The sequence below is a fragment of the Mycobacterium nebraskense genome, assembly GCF_002102255.1.
Classification (GTDB): Bacteria; Actinomycetota; Actinomycetes; order Mycobacteriales; family Mycobacteriaceae; genus Mycobacterium; species Mycobacterium nebraskense.
Genome location: NZ_LQPH01000129.1, coordinates 30,403 through 46,213 on the forward strand (window position 1 = coordinate 30,403; position 15,811 = coordinate 46,213).

Annotated in this window: 18 protein-coding genes; 9 read left to right on the forward strand and 9 right to left on the reverse strand. The window is 67.0% G+C overall.

From position 1 onward, the window contains the following. Positions 1-49 precede the first annotated feature (49 nt). Positions 50-862, forward strand: a complete 813-nt coding sequence (locus AWC17_RS17065; protein WP_046185115.1) for an IclR family transcriptional regulator — start codon at positions 50-52, stop codon at positions 860-862. On the opposite strand, the gene phtC is transcribed toward AWC17_RS17065, so the two are convergent. Genes phtC through AWC17_RS17090 form a run of 5 tightly spaced genes read right to left on the reverse strand, consistent with a single transcriptional unit; the run spans position 850 to position 4,468 of the window. Next, complete coding sequence (gene phtC / locus AWC17_RS17070; protein ID WP_047323541.1) at positions 850-1,578, reverse strand: 3,4-dihydroxyphthalate decarboxylase; 729 nt, start codon at positions 1,576-1,578, stop codon at positions 850-852. The genes AWC17_RS17065 and phtC overlap by 13 nt on opposite strands. Beyond that, on the reverse strand, positions 1,575-2,369 hold the full coding sequence (gene hcaB, locus AWC17_RS17075) for a 3-(cis-5,6-dihydroxycyclohexa-1,3-dien-1-yl)propanoate dehydrogenase (RefSeq protein WP_046184248.1): 795 nt from the start codon (positions 2,367-2,369) through the stop codon (positions 1,575-1,577). The genes phtC and hcaB overlap by 4 nt, the downstream gene beginning before the upstream one ends. Beyond that, the gene (locus AWC17_RS17080) at positions 2,353-2,631 is read right to left on the reverse strand and encodes a hypothetical protein (RefSeq protein WP_046184249.1); all 279 of its coding nucleotides are present in this window, start codon (positions 2,629-2,631) and stop codon (positions 2,353-2,355) included. The genes hcaB and AWC17_RS17080 overlap by 17 nt, the downstream gene beginning before the upstream one ends. Beyond that, positions 2,628-3,176, reverse strand: coding sequence for a 3-phenylpropionate/cinnamic acid dioxygenase subunit beta (locus tag AWC17_RS17085; RefSeq protein WP_046184250.1), 549 nt, complete (start codon positions 3,174-3,176; stop codon positions 2,628-2,630). Before AWC17_RS17085 ends, AWC17_RS17080 begins: the two co-directional genes overlap by 4 nt. Continuing rightward, a complete protein-coding gene (locus AWC17_RS17090) occupies positions 3,173-4,468 on the reverse strand; it encodes an aromatic ring-hydroxylating dioxygenase subunit alpha (protein WP_046184251.1) in 1,296 nt (431 codons plus the stop codon). Before AWC17_RS17090 ends, AWC17_RS17085 begins: the two co-directional genes overlap by 4 nt. 379 nt (positions 4,469-4,847) lie before the next feature. Here AWC17_RS17090 and AWC17_RS17095 point away from each other — a divergent pair, with 379 nt between their 5' ends. Genes AWC17_RS17095 through AWC17_RS17115 form a run of 5 tightly spaced genes read left to right on the forward strand, consistent with a single transcriptional unit; the run spans position 4,848 to position 8,899 of the window. Next, positions 4,848-5,819 (forward strand): Rieske (2Fe-2S) protein, encoded by a 972-nt coding sequence (locus tag AWC17_RS17095; protein WP_046184252.1) that lies wholly within the window; start codon positions 4,848-4,850, stop codon positions 5,817-5,819. Beyond that, the gene (locus AWC17_RS17100; RefSeq protein ID WP_046184253.1) at positions 5,816-6,301 is read left to right on the forward strand and encodes a hemerythrin domain-containing protein; all 486 of its coding nucleotides are present in this window, start codon (positions 5,816-5,818) and stop codon (positions 6,299-6,301) included. The genes AWC17_RS17095 and AWC17_RS17100 overlap by 4 nt, the downstream gene beginning before the upstream one ends. A gap of 60 nt (positions 6,302-6,361) precedes the next feature. Then, positions 6,362-7,117 carry a protocatechuate 3,4-dioxygenase subunit beta gene (pcaH, locus tag AWC17_RS17105; protein WP_046184254.1) on the forward strand — a complete coding sequence of 252 codons (756 nt, stop codon included), beginning with the start codon at positions 6,362-6,364 and terminating at the stop codon, positions 7,115-7,117. Continuing rightward, on the forward strand, positions 7,110-7,673 hold the full coding sequence (gene pcaG, locus AWC17_RS17110; protein ID WP_046184255.1) for a protocatechuate 3,4-dioxygenase subunit alpha: 564 nt from the start codon (positions 7,110-7,112) through the stop codon (positions 7,671-7,673). The genes pcaH and pcaG overlap by 8 nt, the downstream gene beginning before the upstream one ends. Beyond that, a complete protein-coding gene (locus AWC17_RS17115) occupies positions 7,670-8,899 on the forward strand; it encodes a lyase family protein (protein WP_046184256.1) in 1,230 nt (409 codons plus the stop codon). The genes pcaG and AWC17_RS17115 overlap by 4 nt, the downstream gene beginning before the upstream one ends. Here AWC17_RS17115 and AWC17_RS17120 read toward each other — a convergent pair. Beyond that, complete coding sequence (locus AWC17_RS17120) at positions 8,887-9,534, reverse strand: TetR/AcrR family transcriptional regulator (protein ID WP_046184257.1); 648 nt, start codon at positions 9,532-9,534, stop codon at positions 8,887-8,889. The two genes, AWC17_RS17115 and AWC17_RS17120, sit on opposite strands and share 13 nt — an antisense overlap. A gap of 219 nt (positions 9,535-9,753) precedes the next feature. Here AWC17_RS17120 and AWC17_RS17125 point away from each other — a divergent pair, with 219 nt between their 5' ends. Both AWC17_RS17125 and AWC17_RS17130 read left to right on the forward strand, forming a co-directional pair. Next, a complete protein-coding gene (locus AWC17_RS17125) occupies positions 9,754-10,035 on the forward strand; it encodes a DUF1876 domain-containing protein (RefSeq protein ID WP_046184258.1) in 282 nt (93 codons plus the stop codon). A 28-nt stretch (positions 10,036-10,063) separates the two neighbouring features. Further along, positions 10,064-10,867: a ribosome hibernation promotion factor gene (locus AWC17_RS17130; RefSeq protein WP_046184259.1), complete on the forward strand. Its 804-nt coding sequence runs from the start codon at positions 10,064-10,066 to the stop codon at positions 10,865-10,867. Positions 10,868-10,966: 99 nt separating this feature from the next. On the opposite strand, the gene AWC17_RS17135 is transcribed toward AWC17_RS17130, so the two are convergent. From AWC17_RS17135 to AWC17_RS17145, 3 genes are all read right to left on the reverse strand, one after another. Beyond that, on the reverse strand, positions 10,967-12,091 hold the full coding sequence (locus tag AWC17_RS17135) for an Rv2629 family ribosome hibernation factor (RefSeq protein WP_046184260.1): 1,125 nt from the start codon (positions 12,089-12,091) through the stop codon (positions 10,967-10,969). Between the two features lie 123 nt (positions 12,092-12,214). Next, on the reverse strand, positions 12,215-14,056 hold the full coding sequence (locus AWC17_RS17140; RefSeq protein ID WP_046184261.1) for an AMP-dependent synthetase/ligase: 1,842 nt from the start codon (positions 14,054-14,056) through the stop codon (positions 12,215-12,217). Positions 14,057-14,211: 155 nt separating this feature from the next. Next, positions 14,212-14,475, reverse strand: a complete 264-nt coding sequence (locus tag AWC17_RS17145) for a hypothetical protein (RefSeq protein ID WP_046184262.1) — start codon at positions 14,473-14,475, stop codon at positions 14,212-14,214. Positions 14,476-14,803: 328 nt separating this feature from the next. Here AWC17_RS17145 and AWC17_RS17150 point away from each other — a divergent pair, with 328 nt between their 5' ends. Next, positions 14,804-15,787 carry a GNAT family N-acetyltransferase gene (locus AWC17_RS17150; RefSeq protein WP_046184263.1) on the forward strand — a complete coding sequence of 328 codons (984 nt, stop codon included), beginning with the start codon at positions 14,804-14,806 and terminating at the stop codon, positions 15,785-15,787. Positions 15,788-15,811: the final 24 nt, after the last annotated feature.

Sequence of the window (15,811 nt, forward strand, 5' to 3'; positions counted from 1 at the left end):
AAGCCGAGAATAATCGAACGGACCCCCTGTCAGTCGTTACCGTGAGTGCATGCCGAAGAAGCGCGAGCCGGGTGCCGAGAAGGCCAAAGCGCCGCCCGCCGATTCGCTTGCGCCGCAGTACCCGATCGAGTCGGTCGACAACGCACTCAAGCTGCTGCTGTTGTTGGGCGAACAACCCCAAATCCGGTTGAGCGAGGCCACCCGCTATCTGGGTGTGGCCTCGTCCACCGCGCATCGGTTGCTGGCGATGCTGGCCTACCGCGGGTTCGTCCGCCAAGACCCGGTGTCGAAGGCCTACCTGCCCGGCCCGTCGTTGACCGGCGTGGCGTTCGCGATCTTCGGCCGCATCGACATCCAGCGATCGGCCATCCCGATCATGCGAAGCCTCAGCGAACAGCTGCGCGAAACGATTCACGTCGGGATGTTGGACGGCGCCAGCGTCCGCTTCATCGCCGCCGTCGAAGGCCCGGCCGCGGTCAGGGTGGCCTCCCGGCTGGGCCGCAGCATGCCGGCGCATTGCACCTCGACGGGCAAGGTCATGCTGGCGCAACTGCCGGAGCCAGAGCTGCGTCAGCTGCTGCCGCACGCGCGGTTGGAACGCATCACGCCGTCCTCGATCGGCAGCCGGTCCGAGTTGGAGGCCGAGCTCGAGGCCATTCGCGAGCGTGGGTACGCCATCAACCGCGAGGAGAGCGAGGAAGGCGTCGCTTCGGTCGCGGTGCCCATACCGACGCGGGCGCCGGGCGTGCGGCTCGCGCTCAACGCCGCCGCACCACAGAACCGGTTGGATGCCTCCCGGTATGCCGCGGTGGCCGCCGCACTTGTCCAGGCGGCCAAGGAGATTGGGGATCAGCTCGGCTGAGCACTCAGTCGCGCGACTTCGTGACGCCACGCCGCCCCGGCGGTGAACGAGGGCCCGAGGTCGGGCAGGTCGTCCCAGTCGGCGTCGTCGATATCCCGCAGGGTCCCGCCGGCGGCTTTCACCCGCAACGACATTCGGGCCAGCGCGTCGAGGCTGATCGCCTGCAGCACCGCCTGCGGCACCGTGGCGGCCGCGCTGGTGATCCCGTGTCCGCGGCAGATCACCACCGGGCGGCCGCGCATGGCCGCCACCATGTCCTTGCCCAGCGCCGAGGTGCGGATCAGCACGGCGCGCTCGTAGACGGGCACCCCGCCGCGCGCCAGCCACGCGCCGGGAATGTCGTAGGCGCCGTAGATCGGCCGGATCGCGATGCCGGCGAGGTCGGCGGCGACCACGGCGGGCGGGTGTAGATGCGCGACGGCCCGGTGCCGCGGATCGGCCCGCATGGTTTCGACGTGGATGGGCAGTTCGTTGGGCACGCGGTACCCGTCGAGTTCGCCGTCGGCACCGGCGCCGCCGTCGAAGGTGATGAGCCGGATGTCGCCGGGCCGGGTGAACGCAACCCCGGTGTCGGTGTCGCTGCGGCAGCGGATGAGCAGGCGCTCGTCGTCGACCCGCAGGCTCAGGTGGCCGAGGATGCCGTCGACCAGGCCGCGGGCCGCGGCCACGCGGCAGCCCTCCGCCACCAGCGCGCGTTGCCCGTCGAGGCCAGTCATTGCGGAGCGCCCAGCCCGAATCCGCCGTCGGGGCGGACGGTTTCGCCGGTGATGCCGCGGGCGTGGTCGGAGGCGAGGAACACGAAACTCCATGCGTGGTCTTCCCCGGAGAGCGCGACGTTCAGCGGCGTGCGCTCGGCCACCTCCTGTGCCCGGTTAGGGGTGTCGTCCAGGCGGACTCCGTCGAGCCCCAGACTGGCAAGCCCGCGCAGGTCCGTGTTGAGCGTGCCGCCCGGCGCCACCCCGTTGACCCGGATCTGCGGCGCCAGCTCGTGGGCCAGAGCGGCCACCAAGCCGCGGACGGCGAACTTCGACGACACGTACAGCGCGCCGCCGCGTCCGGGATAAAACGACGACGCGGACTCGGTCAGGATGATTGAGGATCCCGTCCCGGCCCGCAGCCGGGGGAGCGCCGCCTTGACCGACTGCAGGTGGCTCAGCACGTTGGTGCGAAACATCTCGTCGAACGCGTCGGGAAGGTCGCCGGCGTCGATGTCCCCGATGCCCTTGTAGAAGTCGAAGATTCCGACGCAGTTGACCAGCGTGTCCAACCCGCCGTGGGCGTCCACCGCAGCGTCGACCGCTCGCTCGTTGGCGTCGCGGGTGATCGCGTCGCCTTCGACGACCGGGACGCCGGGCAACTCCACGCGCAGGCGCTCGCACTTTTCGCGATCTCGTTCCAGCGCAGCGACTTTAGCGCCCTCGGCGCGAAACGAGTCCACCACGGCGCGGCCGATTCCCGAGCCGGCGCCGACGACCAGTGCGCGCTTGCCCTCAAGCCAGCCGGTCATCGTCCTCCTCGGCTTCATCGGGCAGCAGCGGCGCGTAGGAATTGCCGACCATCGCCGCCAGGGTGCGACCGTTCTGCCGAGTCAGGGCCTCGACCTCGAGCGCGTCCAAGGTGATCCATTGCCCCGATCGCGGTGCGCTGATCAGCAGCCTGGACCCGTTTCGGGTGTCGACCCGGCGCACCTCCACCTCGGTGAATTCGTTTGCGACGACGAGGGGTTCGCCGATCGCGCCGTCCAGGAGCCGCTGTAGTTCGTCGTTCACAGGAACACCGCCAGGTTCTGCATTCGTAGCACCGATTCGTCTGCGATGATATTGCGGCGGGCCAGCTTCAGTGTCTTTTCCGGGCCGCCGCACCAGCGCAGCAGGTCCTCGCGGCCGCAGGACAGCAAGGCGCTTTCGTTCACGTCGCCCCGGCTGCGGAACAGCAGTTCGGCCGACTCGACCAAAAGGTGTGCGCCGTCGTCGCATTCGAACGTGCGTACGTTGGTGACGAAGTGACGCAGCCGCGACGGCGGATCCTCGGCCCAGGCGTGCTCGGTGCCCATCCGCGCGACGCGCTGGCTCAGCGAATACTTGTCCTCGTCGAAGTGGGCCATTCCCGGGCCCCTTCCCGCGGAAGCGTCGGACCCGGCGCCGCGCGCGGTGGTGACCCGCACGGGCATGACGTAGCGGACGTCGTCGGTCAGCGTCTCCAGCCACGCCTCGTACTGCTGGGCATCCAGCAGGTAGGCCTCGTCGACCAGAAACTGATGCGCCTGCAGGTGCCGAACGTCATGAAACGGTAAGGATGGCAACGGCTTTTTCATGCGCCGGCCCCTTGCAGGTAATCGGCCCACAAGTTCAGCAGCGCGCGCTGGTTGTACTCGTTGTAGCCGACCTGCGCGCGTCCCGGCCCGTGGAACGCCTCGGCGGTCAGCGGCTCGACCACCGGGCTGCCGTCGGACAGCAGGCCCATCCGGCTGTTCAGCAGCAGCCGCCGGGCCATGGAACCGCCGGCGGTGGTGGTCAGCGACACCCAGTTCTCCACGTCGTCTTGCTCGAACATGCCGGTCGAACCGAAGCACATCAGATACGCCTTGTACGAATCCAGTTTGTACTGCGGGGGAGCGGCTGAGTCCACCGCGAACCACGAGCAGACCTCGGTTTCGTTTTCGCTGATCGGCTGCCACAGCCGGATCGAGATGAACGGCAGCACTTCGTCTTCGCGGTCGTGCACCTTGGGCCAGTTGTGCACGAAGCTCAGGTTCGGAAAGCAGGTGGCGGCCGAGATCATGAAACCGTCCTCGCCGACCATTCGCTGCTGTTGCGGCGTCCACACGTTCTTGATCCGGCCGATCATGTCGTCGGGGTAGCCGACGTAGCGCATCCGCTCGTCGAAGCTGCCCGGCGGAAGTTTGTAGGTGGTGCCGCCGCCCGGCTGCGCCCAGTAGGTGGCGCCGTCCTTGCGCTTCTGCGCTTTCGGCTCGCGGAAAAGGCCGATGTCGACGATCGACGCATGGGTATGCGGCGTGTGGTACATGTCGCCGGCGAAGTTCTCGGCGCCGATCTTCCAGTTGGCCTTGATGCGCCAGCGCTGCGGGCCCCGTACCTCCAGGCCGTTGGCGCTCTGCTTGGTGTAGAAGTCCAGATAGAACTTGAAGTCGCCGAGGAAGTCTTCGAGCGGTTCGGCGCCGGCGTCCATGCTGACGAACAGCAGACCGTTATAGCTTGCGAACTTCGGTGCGGGCAGCAGGGTTTGGGTGCTCTTGGCGAACCCGTCCTCGCCTCCGTATGCCTCCCGATGGAACGGCAGGCCGGTGAGTTGGCCGTCGTTGCGGTAGGTCCAACCGTGGTACGGGCAGCGGAAGTTGGAGGCGTTACCCATCTCCGCGCGACACACCTGCATGCCCCGGTGCAGGCACATATTAAACAAGGCGCGTACATCGCCGGTTGAGTCGCGAGTGATGATGAAGGAGTCATCGAGGACCCGGCGCACCACGTAGTCGCCGTCCTGCGGGATCTCGGACTCGTGCGCCACGAACGTCCACGCCCGCGAGAACAGCCGTTCCCTTTCCAGCGCGAACAATTCACTGTCGTTATAGATGTGGGCGGGGATCATCCCGTCGCGGACGCTGGCGAAAACGCGGTCGTAACGGCCGTCGCAAGCGTCGCGATGGACTGTCACGGTAACCTCCGCCTCACGCTCTGTCTGTCTGCTATGCAGAGATGTATTCCGCTAAGTAGAATCGCGCATTCACCCGCCGCCGGTCAATCGGTCGTTTGCAGGCCCCTCCCGGGCCCCGATTCGCGGCCAGCTGTTTACAAGAATGCTTTGTGGTAACTCACAGGTTGCTAACAGCAGCGTTGCCTGGAGGCCGCGTTAGGTTGGTGGCGTCAGCTCTGTTGCGCATGTGAGCGTGCGGTAATCAAAGGGCAAATATGGTGATTTTGCGTGCGTTTGCCCGGTTTGAAGACGTGTCTGAGGAAGGACTGGTGCGATGGCTGCTCGATCACTGGATGGTCGATTGCAGAATCTTGGATCGCGAGTGGTGTCCGCTATCGGGCGTCAAGAGTGGCTGGATCGGCCGAGCTATCGGTTCGAACATCTGTTGAGCTTTGCCTATAACGGCCTGGGCGGCGCTCGCAACACCGTCAGCAACGCGCTGCACGGAGTGTGGCTCGGCCACCCGGTTCACCCGCCGCTGGCGTCGCTGACGAGCGGTGCGCTGGGCACCACCGTCGCGTTGGACGCCCTCAGCCTACTGCCGGGCCGGCCCGCCACCGAAGTGCGCGATGCGTCGAAGTTCGCGTCCCGCGCCCTCGGGGTGGGCATCCTGGCCGGCATCGGGTCCGCCGTCACCGGCGTCACCGATTGGCAGCACACGCATGAATCCGACCGCCGGGTCGGCGCCGTGCACGGCCTGGTGAACCTGGTCGCCACCGCGCTCTACGCGCGGTCCTGGTGGGATCGCCGCCGAGGCCGCCATGGTCGCGGCATCGCCCTCACCGCACTGGGTTACGGCATCACCGTCGCGGGCAGCTACCTCGGTGGGGCGCTGGTGTTCGAGTCCGGGATCGGCATCGACCAATCGGGCGCGCGGCTGCGCACCACGGAATGGACGCCCGTGCTGCCCGCGAGCTCGCTGAACGGAAAGCCGGTGCGCGTCGAGGTCGACGGGGTGGGCCTGGTGGTGTGTCAGACCAAGCCCGGGGAGGTCGCGGCGTTCGGGGAGTTGTGTCCGCACTTGGCGGCTCCCATGTCCGACGGCTGGGTCGACCGGGGCCGGCTCGTATGCCCTTGGCACGGTTCATGGTTCGCGGCCGAGTCGGGAGACGTCATGCGCGGCCCCGCGGCGGCCCCGCTGCCGTGTTACCAGGCGAGGTTGGTCGACGGAATGGTCGAAGTTCGAGGCGAACCCGAGCCCGCGCTCGGTGCAGCGGTGGGCATCGGAGAAGGGAAAGCCAAGTGAACGCCTACGACGTGCTGAAAGAACACCACATCGTGATCAAGGGGCTGGGCCGCAAGGTCAGCGAGGCGCCGGTGAATAGCGAAGAGCGGCATGCTCTTTTCGACGACATGCTGATCGAGCTCGATATTCACTTCCGCATCGAGGACGACCTGTACTACCCGGCCCTCAAAGACGCCACCAAGCTGATCGCGGTCGCCCACGCGGAGCACCGCCAGGTGGTCGACCAGCTTTCCGTGCTGCTCAGGACCCCGCAAAGTGCGCCGGGATATGAGGACGAATGGAACTCCTTCAGGACCGTGCTGGAGGCCCACGCCGACGAAGAGGAGCGCGACATGATTCCGGCTCCTCCCGAGGTGAAGATCACCGACGCGGAGCTCGAGGAACTGGGCGACAAGATGGCCGCGAAAATGGAGCAATACCGTGGGTCCGCCCTGTACAAGATGCGCACCAAGGGGCGGGCGGCCCTGGTCCGCTCTCTATAACTCCGCCGACACCGCCGACTTCCGGGGTTCGCCGGGCCATCGAGAGTAGCGTCACGCCTCATGAACCCCGAGTGTCTCGCGTCTCAGGGTGACATCTCGGCCGAGATCGCCGCCATCGCAGCCGAATACCAGGGTCGGGAAGCCCAGCCCCGGCTCGACTACCCGCCCTACCGCGGCACCATCCTCCGCCATCCCAAACAACCCCTGGTGCCGGTCGATCCGGAGGAGGTCGAACGCTGGGCGCCGTGCTTCGGCCACCAGGACGTCGACCCGCTCGAGGCTGACCTGACGGTCGGCCATCCCGGCCAACCCCTCGGGGAACGCGTCATCGTCGCCGGGCGGGTGGTCGACGGATCCGGTAAACCGGTGGCGGGTCAGCTGATCGAGATCTGGCAAGCTAACGCCGGCGGGCGCTACCGCCACCAGCGCGACCAGCACCCGGCTCCGCTCGACCCCAACTTCACCGGCGCCGGCCGGTGTCTGACCGGGCCGGACGGCTCGTACCGCTTCCTGACCATCAAGCCCGGCCCGTATCCGTGGCGCAATCACCACAACGCGTGGCGCCCGGCGCACATCCACTTCTCCATCTTCGGGACCGCTTTCCCGCAGCGCCTGGTCACCCAGATGTACTTCCCGGGCGACCCGATGTTCGACCTGGATCCGATCTTTCAGTCGGTTCTCGATCCCGCCGCCCGCCGACGGCTGATCGCCCGCTACGACCACGACCTCACCGAGCCGGAGTATGCGACCGGGTACCGGTGGGACATCGTGCTGACCGGTCGCGCCCGAACTCCGATCGAGGGCGCCGATGACTGAATGGGCTTGCACCCCAGGGCAAACGGTCGGGCCATTCCTCGACCTCGGGTTGCCGTATCCCGGAGACAGCGCCCTGGTCGGCGATGGCAATCCGCACGCCGTCCGACTACACGGCACGGTCTACGACGGCGCCGGCGACGGCGTCCCGGACGCCCTGGTCGAGCTGTGGCAACCCGATGGCAGCGGCCGCATCCCGCGCCGGGCCGGTTCGCGGCACCGCGATGCCGTGACGTTCACCGGATGGGGCCGGTCGGCGACCGACGCCGCCGGTCGTTACGCCTTCACCACCGTGGCACCCGGTTCGGCGAGCGCCGGGCGGCCGCCGTTCTTCGCCCTCACCGTGTTCGCGCGGGGCCTGCTGGACCGGCTGTTCACCCGCGCCTACCTGCCCGGCGGCGACCTGCGCGCCGATCCGCTGCTGGCGAGCCTCGATGCCGAGCGGCGTTCCACCATGCTGTGCGACGCCGAAAGTGGTTGCCGGGGATACCGTTTCGATATCCACCTGCAGGGCCCGCGCGAGACCGTGTTCCTGGCATACCGGGACGGTGGGCGATGACCAACCTGTTGTGGCCCGGCGATCATCGGGCCGGAGAGCACATGACGGATCGGGCGCTGTTGGAATCGATGGTCGCGGTGGAATCCGCCTGGCTGGAGGCCCTGTCCGCCGCCGGCCTGGCTCCGGCCGACTGCGCCGACGTGGACCTGGCGAAACTGTTGGACGGCAACGACTGTGAGTCCTTGGCGGCAACCGCCGAGGACGGCGGCAACCCGGTCATCGGCCTCGTCGGCCTGCTGCGGCACCGGGCCGCGCCGGCCGTAGCGCCGTGGATCCATCGGGGACTCACCAGCCAGGACGTCCTGGACACCGGCCTGATGCTCGGCGTGCGCGGCGTGGTCGGGGACCTGGTAGCGCAGCTTGCGGAGCAGATATCGACGCTGACCGAGCTCGCCACACTGCACCGCCGGACGCCCATGGTCGCGCGCACCCTCACCCAGCATGCCGCGCCTACCACTTTCGGCGCGAAGGCGGCCGGCTGGTTGAACGGCGCCGTCGATGCCTTCGAGGGGATGTCCGCGCTGCGCGTACCCATCCAGATCGGTGGTGCCGCCGGGACTTTGGCCGCCACCACGGAGCTTGCGGCGCTGCTCACCGGCGCCGCCGACCCCGCCGAGGTCTCCACCGGCCTGGTGCAAAGCGTGGCAGCGGCTTTGGGTTTGGGCGTCCGATCGCCCTGGCACACGACGCGGACACCGGTCACGGCGGCCGCCGACGCATTCGTCGGCTGCACCGACTCTTGGGGCCGGATCGCCTCGGACATCGTCACGCTCGCCCGCCCGGAGGTCGGCGAACTGAGCGAGCCGGACGGCGAGAACCGCGGCGGTTCGTCGTCGATGCCGCACAAACGAAACCCGGTGTTGTCCATCCTCATTCGCCGGGCCGCACTTTCCGCACCGCAGCTCGCGGCGATACTGCACACCGCCGCGGCGCTGGCCAACGACGAGCGGCCCGACGGCGCCTGGCACGCCGAATGGGATGCCCTGCGCACGTTGGCCCGGCGCACCGTCGTCGCCGGATCCCAGTGCGGCGAGCTGCTGGTGGGGCTGAGGGTGCACACCGAGCGGATGTCCGAAAACCTCAATGCGGCAGATGTTTTAGGGGAACAAGAAGCGGTCGCCGACCTGGCGGGGAAGTCACCGTCGGCAACCTACATCGGTGCGGTGGATCGGCTGATCGACGAGAGCCTGGACCGCGCCCGGCGGACGCTCGCTCAGCGCTGGTAAATGCTGGCCAGCCAGATGTGGAGCAGCGTGTCGACCGCCCGGTCCTCCGGCATCGCCTCGTCCTCGGCGGTGAACGTCGCGGCCATCACCCGCTCGCTCAGCATGTTGAGCGCGACCGACAGCTGCTCCGCCGGGACGGTGTCGGGGGCGGCGCCCCGACCGCGCTCCGCTTTGATGGCCGCGGTGGTCAGCGAGATCCACCTCTGCATGAGCGTGGACCACAACTGCCGCACCTCGGGATTGGTCGCCTTCGCCGAGGCGCCGGCCACGGCGACCGCCGGGTGAGAGCCCGACACCTCGAAGAACGCCTCGATGCGCGCCCTCCACAGCTCCGCGGGGTCGCCGGACGATATGCCGCCGAGCGTCCTGAGAGCCGCATGCGCCTTGCCGTTCATCTGGTCGAGCAACGACAGCAACACCGCGTTCTTCGATCGGAAATAGAAGTAGAAGGTGGGTCGCGAAATCCCCGCGCCTTTTGCTAGATCGTCCACGGAAAAGTCGGCAAGCGGCCGTTCCTGCAGCAGGCGCTCGGCGGTGGCCAGTATCGCCTGTTCGCGGTCATCGCCCGAGTGCGGCGACGACCGGCGACCCCGCGAGGCATGCGGGTAGTTGGTCTGTGTCGGGAGGTTGGACACGCCCGTTACTGTTGGGCACCTCGATATACGCGAACGAAACTGTTGATTAAGCCCAGCAATAATGTCGATTAAGTTCGACGCTTTCTTCGTAGGCATCCACCCATTTGCTGGCGATTTTCAACGCGCCGGCCCGGCCCGGCGGCTCGGCCGACGAACGACCTCGGGATTCGGGACTTCCGCCCCTACTGCGGTCCCCGGGCGAAATGGTCGCATCTGGTGATGACGAAAAGTGACGACGGCACCAAGGAATGCCACATCGACGTGCTGCTCGAAGAGCGTGACGAAAAGACGCGGGCGAAGGCACGACTGTCCTGGGCCGGCAAGACTCTGGTCGGCGTTGGCTTGGCGCGACTCGACCCAGCCGACCCGCCCGTTGCCACGATCGGCGACGAGCTCGCAATAGCCCGCGCGCTGTCCGATCTGGCGAATCAGCTGTTTGCTGCGACATCCACCGATATTCAGGCCAGTACGCACGAACCCGTCACGGGTCTGCACCACTGAGCGACAACAACCAACTACGAGAGCCACGATGAGACAACGACCCGATTTACCGGCTGCCCTCGACGTCCAGGTAACGACGCACGGGCAGCTACCCGGTGCCGAGGACTACGCGCGCACAAAGATCGGCGAGCTCGGCCACCTTACCCACGAACCGGTGTTGCACGCCCATGTCAAGTTGGGCGAGCACGGCGATCCCGCGGTGGCTCGCCGGGTGATCGCGCAGGCAAACCTCGACGTCAACGGCCGGCCGGTGCGTGCGCAGGTCGAAGGCGTCACCGCGCGGGAAGCGATCGATCGGCTCGAGGCGCGACTGCGTCGCCAACTGGAGCGCGCCGCCGAACACTGGGAAGCCAAACGAGGCGGCATGCCCCGTCGCGGCCCGCATGAATGGCGGCACGAAACCGAGCCGACGCACCGGCCGAAGTACTTCCCACGACCGGAAAGCGAACGCCGGATCATGCGGCACAAGTCGTACAGCCTGCCGACCTGTACGGTCGAACAGGCCGCGCAGGAGATGGAATTGCTCGACTACGACTTTCACCTCTTCACCGAGGAGGGCACCCGGCAGGACAGCGTGCTATATCGCGGAGGGCCAACCGAATACCGGCTGGCACAGGCCAATCCGGCTGCCGCGGACGAGCTGGCGCCGTTCCAGTTGCCGTTGACCATCAGTCCGCAGCCGGCTCCGCGGCTGAGCGTCGAGCAGGCCATCGAGCGGATCGGGTTGCTGGGCCTGCCGTTCCTGTTCTTCGTGGACACCGCCCGGGACCGTGGCAGCGTGTTGTATCACCGCTACGACGGACACTACGGGCAAATCGCACCGGCAAGCTGAGCACCGGTAGGCCAATTGAAGACGCGGCGGTCCCGGCACCCCCTGTCCGGGACCGCCGCTGAAAACCTCGTGTTTTGCTGCAGCCCAAGCGTGTTGTGCCTACGCGCCGCGACGGCCAGCCCGCTCGCCCGCGGCATACCGCAGCAGTGCGCCCACACCGTTTGCGGGTGCGATCAGCTGGCCCGTCCGGGCCAACGAGGCGCCCACCGCGATTGCGTTGAACGGCAACGCCTCATCGGCCCGTGCCACGCGGCCCACCGGTTCGCCGAGTTCGGACAGCGCATCCGCGTCGGCCGCGATCGTGGTCAGCGCCGAGCCGGTGACCACAGTGGCATCGCCCAGCTCGCCGATGATCAGCGTGTCGACGTTGCCGTCGCGCAGTGCTGCGCAGACTTCGGCAAGGCCTTCGGCCGCCCGCCCCGATCCGCGGCCGATCTCCGCTTCGAATCGTTGGGCAAGGGCGGACATCTCGATGCCACGACGCCGAGCGAACTCCTCGCCCGTCAACTGGCTCAACTGTTCTTCGTCGCAATGGCTCTTGCGAGTCCCGGCATGCAACTGCCACACCCGTTCGGCGACCCGCTCGGGCAGTTCGGCAACCAGATCCGTAAGCGAACGCACTTCCCCGCACAGGAACACCACTTCGGGATCCGCTTCGTCCACCAGGCGCGTGAGTTCGTCGGCGACCGCACGGCAGTTCATTCGGATGGCTTCCTCGGTCGTGTGCTGAAAGTCGCCGTAGCCGTTCCAGCCGGCAGTGGACGGCTTGTGGACCGGATAGCCGCCGCCGTCAACGCTTTCGGAGCTGACGGCATCGCCTCGATACAAGCTGATGTCCGCCCCGGTGCGGTCAATCGCGGCGACCACGTAGGGGGGTCGCCGCACTTCCGAGTCGATCAACGGCACGAGGTATGGATACTCCGACACCCGAATCACCGTGGCCGGCGGCGGGCTGATCAGATGCTCGTTGATCAGTACCTGTTCGGCGGTCGCGATCACCACGCGGCCGCGCCGCCCAACGGGCGGTCGTTGGTGCAGCACGGCTTTCTCAAGCAGGCCGACAATTTCCTCACCAGCGCCCATGTCTTGCAGATGCTGACGGATACCGGTCCATTTCGCTTCCAGCTGCTCGGCGGCGTCCAGGGTGTCGTGCGAGTCGTCGAAATATACCGAGGCGAACGGGCCTTTCGCTTTGACCAGCCACCTGAGGCGATCTGATTGCATGCCGCATCCCTCTCCACTGTTGCGTGTGCCGATATTGGCCAACCGTATGAAGGATGGACGTGGCTCCACGAGAGTCATTAGCCCCAAGATGGGGGTCTTAGGTCCCGGGACAGCGTCGGGTCGTCACCGCTCGTAGAGGGCCTGGAGGCGGTCCGCGAACTTCTCGACGACCACCTTGCGCTTGAGTTTCATGCTCGGCGTCATGTCGCCCGACTCGACGGTGAATTCGCGGTCGGCGATCGTGAACTTCTTGATCTGCTCCCAGCGATTGAGTTCGGTGTTCAACGCGTCGATGTATCCGGCGATCAGCTGTTGTGTCTTGTCGTCGCGCGCTATCTCTTCGAACGACTTGCCGGCCAGGCCGTTCTTGTTGGCCCAGTCGGTGATCGCGTCGGTGTCGAGGCTGACCAGAGCGACGCAGTATGGCTTGCCCTCCCCATAGACCACCATCTCGCTCACGTACGGGCAACGGCCTTTGAATCGCGCATCGATCGCTGACGGCGCGACGTATTTGCCCTGCGAGGTCTTGAACATGTCCTTCTTGCGGTCGGTGATCCGCAGGAATCCGTCGGGATCGACTTCCCCGATGTCGCCGGTGTGGAACCACCCGTCCCCGTCGAGCGCCTCGGCGGTGGCGTCCGGCAGGTCGTGGTAGGCGGTCATCAGGCCCGGCCCTTTGAGCAGGACCTCGCCGTCGTCGGCGATCTTCACATCGGTGGCCGGGAACGGCCAGCCGACCGTCCCGAACCGATAAGCGTTGGGGCGGTTGATGAACGATGCGGCTGCGGTTTCGGTCAGCCCGTAGCCCTCGAGCACGATGATCCCCACCGCATCGAACCACTGCGCGACGTCGCGGTCCAGGGCGGCCGCGGCGGAAACGAAGAACCGCAGGCGGCCGCCGAACCGCTCCCGAATCGTGGAGAACACGAGCCGGTCGGCCACCTTGTAGGCCAGCGACGACGCCAACGAGGGCTTCTTGCCGGCTTGCCGGGCTTCCGACACCTTGATGCCGACCCCGATCGCCCAGTCGAACATCATTTTCGTGAGCCTGCCCCGTTCGGCGGCCATGTCCTGGATGCGGGCGTGCGCCTTCTCGAAGATGCGCGGTGCCGCACCCATGATGGTCGGCCGAAGGGCCGCGAGATTGTCGATGATCCGCTCGACGCGGCCGTCGATGGCGGTGGGGAAGCCGATCTGCAAAGGCAATGCCAGCATCACCTTGCCGAACGCGTGCGCCAGCGGCAGCCAGAGGAAGTTCAGGTCGTCGGGGCCTAGGATGTCCAGCGCATCGATGGCCGCGGCGGTGTACGTCCACGCGCCGTGCGTCAGTCGCACGCCCTTGGGCCGCCCGGTGGTGCCGGAGGTGTAGATGAGGCTGGCCAGGTGGTCGGGGCCGACGGCTGCGACCCGCTCGTTGACGGCTTCGGGCGCGTCCGCGAGTAGCTGCTTGCCCAACAGATCCAGATCGGCAAGGGAGATCACCCAGTCGCCGTCGCCGTTGCCGTCGATGAGGACGACCTTGCTCACGTCGGGCAGTTCGGCCCGGTGTTCGAGCAGCTTGTCCAGCTGGGTCTGGTTCTCGGCGACCACCACGCGGCTCCCGGAATTGGCGACGATGTAGGCGACATCGGTGGCGTTCGTCGTCGGATACACGGTGGTGGTGGCGGCGCCGGCGCACATGACCGCGAAATCGACGAGCACCCATTCGTAGCGTGTCGCGCTAGCGAGCGCGACCCGATCCTCGGGCGCGATGCCCAGCGAGATCAGCCCCGCCGCGAGATTGTTCACGCGTTCGCCGACTTGCTGCCAGGTCACGCTCGCCCAAGTGTCGTCAAGCGGGTAGCGAAAGGCCTCCGCGTGTGGGGTAGCGGCGACCCGGTTGACAAACATCTGTGCCACCGACGGCGCGCGGTTCTCGATCTTGTGGAAGTTGGGCCTCTCCATTGAGGCCAGTGGTGCTTTCATGTCGCGAATCCATTGTTGCCGAACGGATACCGATGCCGTGTTGCACCGATATACCGCTCGATCCTGCGGAGCGCGGCAACTACGCGGTAGAGACGAAAGTCCCGTGGGGATCGGCAAACGTCCCCGGCGCGCCAGGTCAGCCCGGGCGGCAGCCGTCAGTCGGCCAGGGCTATCTCGATGGACAGGCACTCACCGAGCGCGTGCGCCGCGGACCAATCGCCGCCTTGAAGCGCGCGCTCGAGGTCGTCAACCAACGGGCTGTGGGCACCGAGCTCCGCCAACCAGGCGGACACGGTAGCGGGAATTTGATTGGCGGGCACTCGGGCGACATGTCCCTCGTGCAGACGATCGGTCAGCTGATAGATCGTGGCCGCCTGCCTGCGCTGTGGCCAATGCTGCCGCCACTTCGCTGTATTCATGTTCCCTCCCCGTTAGCCTTAACGATCCATCCGACCAGCCCCGAAGGCCCAGCCGTAGAGGCCAAGAGCATGACTACCGAATGGCTTTGGTCTCGCTTCCGGCCTGCCGAAGTCCCAGGCCGACAGGGTCTTTTGTCACTGCGGTCACCCACTTATTTCTCCGGCGATGGCGGTGTTGGTCGCGTACCGTACATCGGGGGACAATGCACGCCACGTTACTCGTTTCGAGGGTGCCGGATTACGAAATTGGCGAGATGACCGCTTTAGCAATGGATTCGCAATCGGGACGTGATTCGGGCCGGAGTCTCGGGCTGCGGGGTGGGCCGGCGTGAAGGTTGTCAGCGCCGAGGAGCTGGCGGCGGTGCCCGTGTTCGCCGATATTGGCGTGGAGGACCTTATTGGGTTGGCCGCGCTGCTCGAGCCCCTGCATGCCACCGCCGGCGAGGTCCTGATGCGGCAGGGGGAACAAGCGGAGTCATTCGCGATCATCGCGTCCGGTCGGATCGTGGTGAGTCACGCCGGCCCGAAGGGCCGGGTCACGACCACCGAGCTGTCGTCAGCGACGATCGTCGGCGAGATCGCGTTGCTGCGGCACGCGACCAGAACGGCAACGGTGACCGCGCGGGAGGACGTGTGCGGCTACATCGGATACAGCGACGCGTTCGACTGCATGCTGGTCATGCCGGCCATCGCCGACCGGATGCTGCGTACCGCGCGGCAGCGGTTGGCCGCATACATCGCCCCCATCCCGGTGTGCACCAGGGACGGTGCGGCGCTATTGCTGCGTCCCGTCCTGCCCGGCGACGCCGAACGGTTCAAGAGCAGCGGTTCGTTCTCCCGGGAGACCCTGTATCGGCGGTACCAAGGTGGCACTCCGAGCGATGCGCGCCTGACCTACCTGTTCGAGGTCGACTATGTCGACCACTTCGTGTGGGTCGTCACCGACGGCGCGGGGGGGCCGGTCGTCGCGGATGCTCGCTTCGTCCGGGATCAAGACGACCCCGTCTCGGCTGAGGTTGCCCTCACCGTCGCGGACGGCTACCAGGGTCGCGGGATCGGCACCCTGCTGCTCGGCGCGCTGGCGGTCGCGGCGCGCGTCGACGGCATCAAACGGTTTCACGCCCGCGTGCTGACCGACAATCCTCCCGCGCGCGCGTTGGGCGACAAGGTGAACGCACGCTGGGAGCACGAGGAGCCGGGCGTGGTCACCACGACGGGCGAGATACCGCGCTTCCGTGATCTGCCCCTCGATCGCGGCGTGTATCAGCAGATCCGGCAGGTGGCCCATCAGATGATCCATGCACTCGACTAGGGGCCGCAAGTGACGAATGCCCCG

What these genes read in the sequence shown, in the direction of transcription:
- AWC17_RS17140 (WP_046184261.1), bottom strand. Translation starts at nt 14,056, where the DNA reads ATGAAAGCACCACTGGCCTCAATGGAGAGGCCCAACTTCCACAAGATC.
- AWC17_RS17085 (WP_046184250.1), bottom strand. Translation starts at nt 3,176, where the DNA reads ATGAAAAAGCCGTTGCCATCCTTACCGTTTCATGACGTTCGGCACCTG.
- AWC17_RS17115 (WP_046184256.1), top strand. Translation starts at nt 7,670, where the DNA reads ATGACCAACCTGTTGTGGCCCGGCGATCATCGGGCCGGAGAGCACATG.
- AWC17_RS17125 (WP_046184258.1), top strand. Translation starts at nt 9,754, where the DNA reads ATGACGAAAAGTGACGACGGCACCAAGGAATGCCACATCGACGTGCTG.
- AWC17_RS17135 (WP_046184260.1), bottom strand. Translation starts at nt 12,091, where the DNA reads ATGCAATCAGATCGCCTCAGGTGGCTGGTCAAAGCGAAAGGCCCGTTC.
- phtC (WP_047323541.1), bottom strand. Translation starts at nt 1,578, where the DNA reads ATGACTGGCCTCGACGGGCAACGCGCGCTGGTGGCGGAGGGCTGCCGC.
- AWC17_RS17145 (WP_046184262.1), bottom strand. Translation starts at nt 14,475, where the DNA reads ATGAATACAGCGAAGTGGCGGCAGCATTGGCCACAGCGCAGGCAGGCG.
- hcaB (WP_046184248.1), bottom strand. Translation starts at nt 2,369, where the DNA reads ATGACCGGCTGGCTTGAGGGCAAGCGCGCACTGGTCGTCGGCGCCGGC.
- AWC17_RS17130 (WP_046184259.1), top strand. Translation starts at nt 10,064, where the DNA reads ATGAGACAACGACCCGATTTACCGGCTGCCCTCGACGTCCAGGTAACG.
- AWC17_RS17095 (WP_046184252.1), top strand. Translation starts at nt 4,848, where the DNA reads ATGGCTGCTCGATCACTGGATGGTCGATTGCAGAATCTTGGATCGCGA.
- AWC17_RS17065 (WP_046185115.1), top strand. Translation starts at nt 50, where the DNA reads ATGCCGAAGAAGCGCGAGCCGGGTGCCGAGAAGGCCAAAGCGCCGCCC.
- pcaG (WP_046184255.1), top strand. Translation starts at nt 7,110, where the DNA reads ATGACTGAATGGGCTTGCACCCCAGGGCAAACGGTCGGGCCATTCCTC.
- AWC17_RS17090 (WP_046184251.1), bottom strand. Translation starts at nt 4,468, where the DNA reads ATGATCCCCGCCCACATCTATAACGACAGTGAATTGTTCGCGCTGGAA.
- pcaH (WP_046184254.1), top strand. Translation starts at nt 6,362, where the DNA reads ATGAACCCCGAGTGTCTCGCGTCTCAGGGTGACATCTCGGCCGAGATC.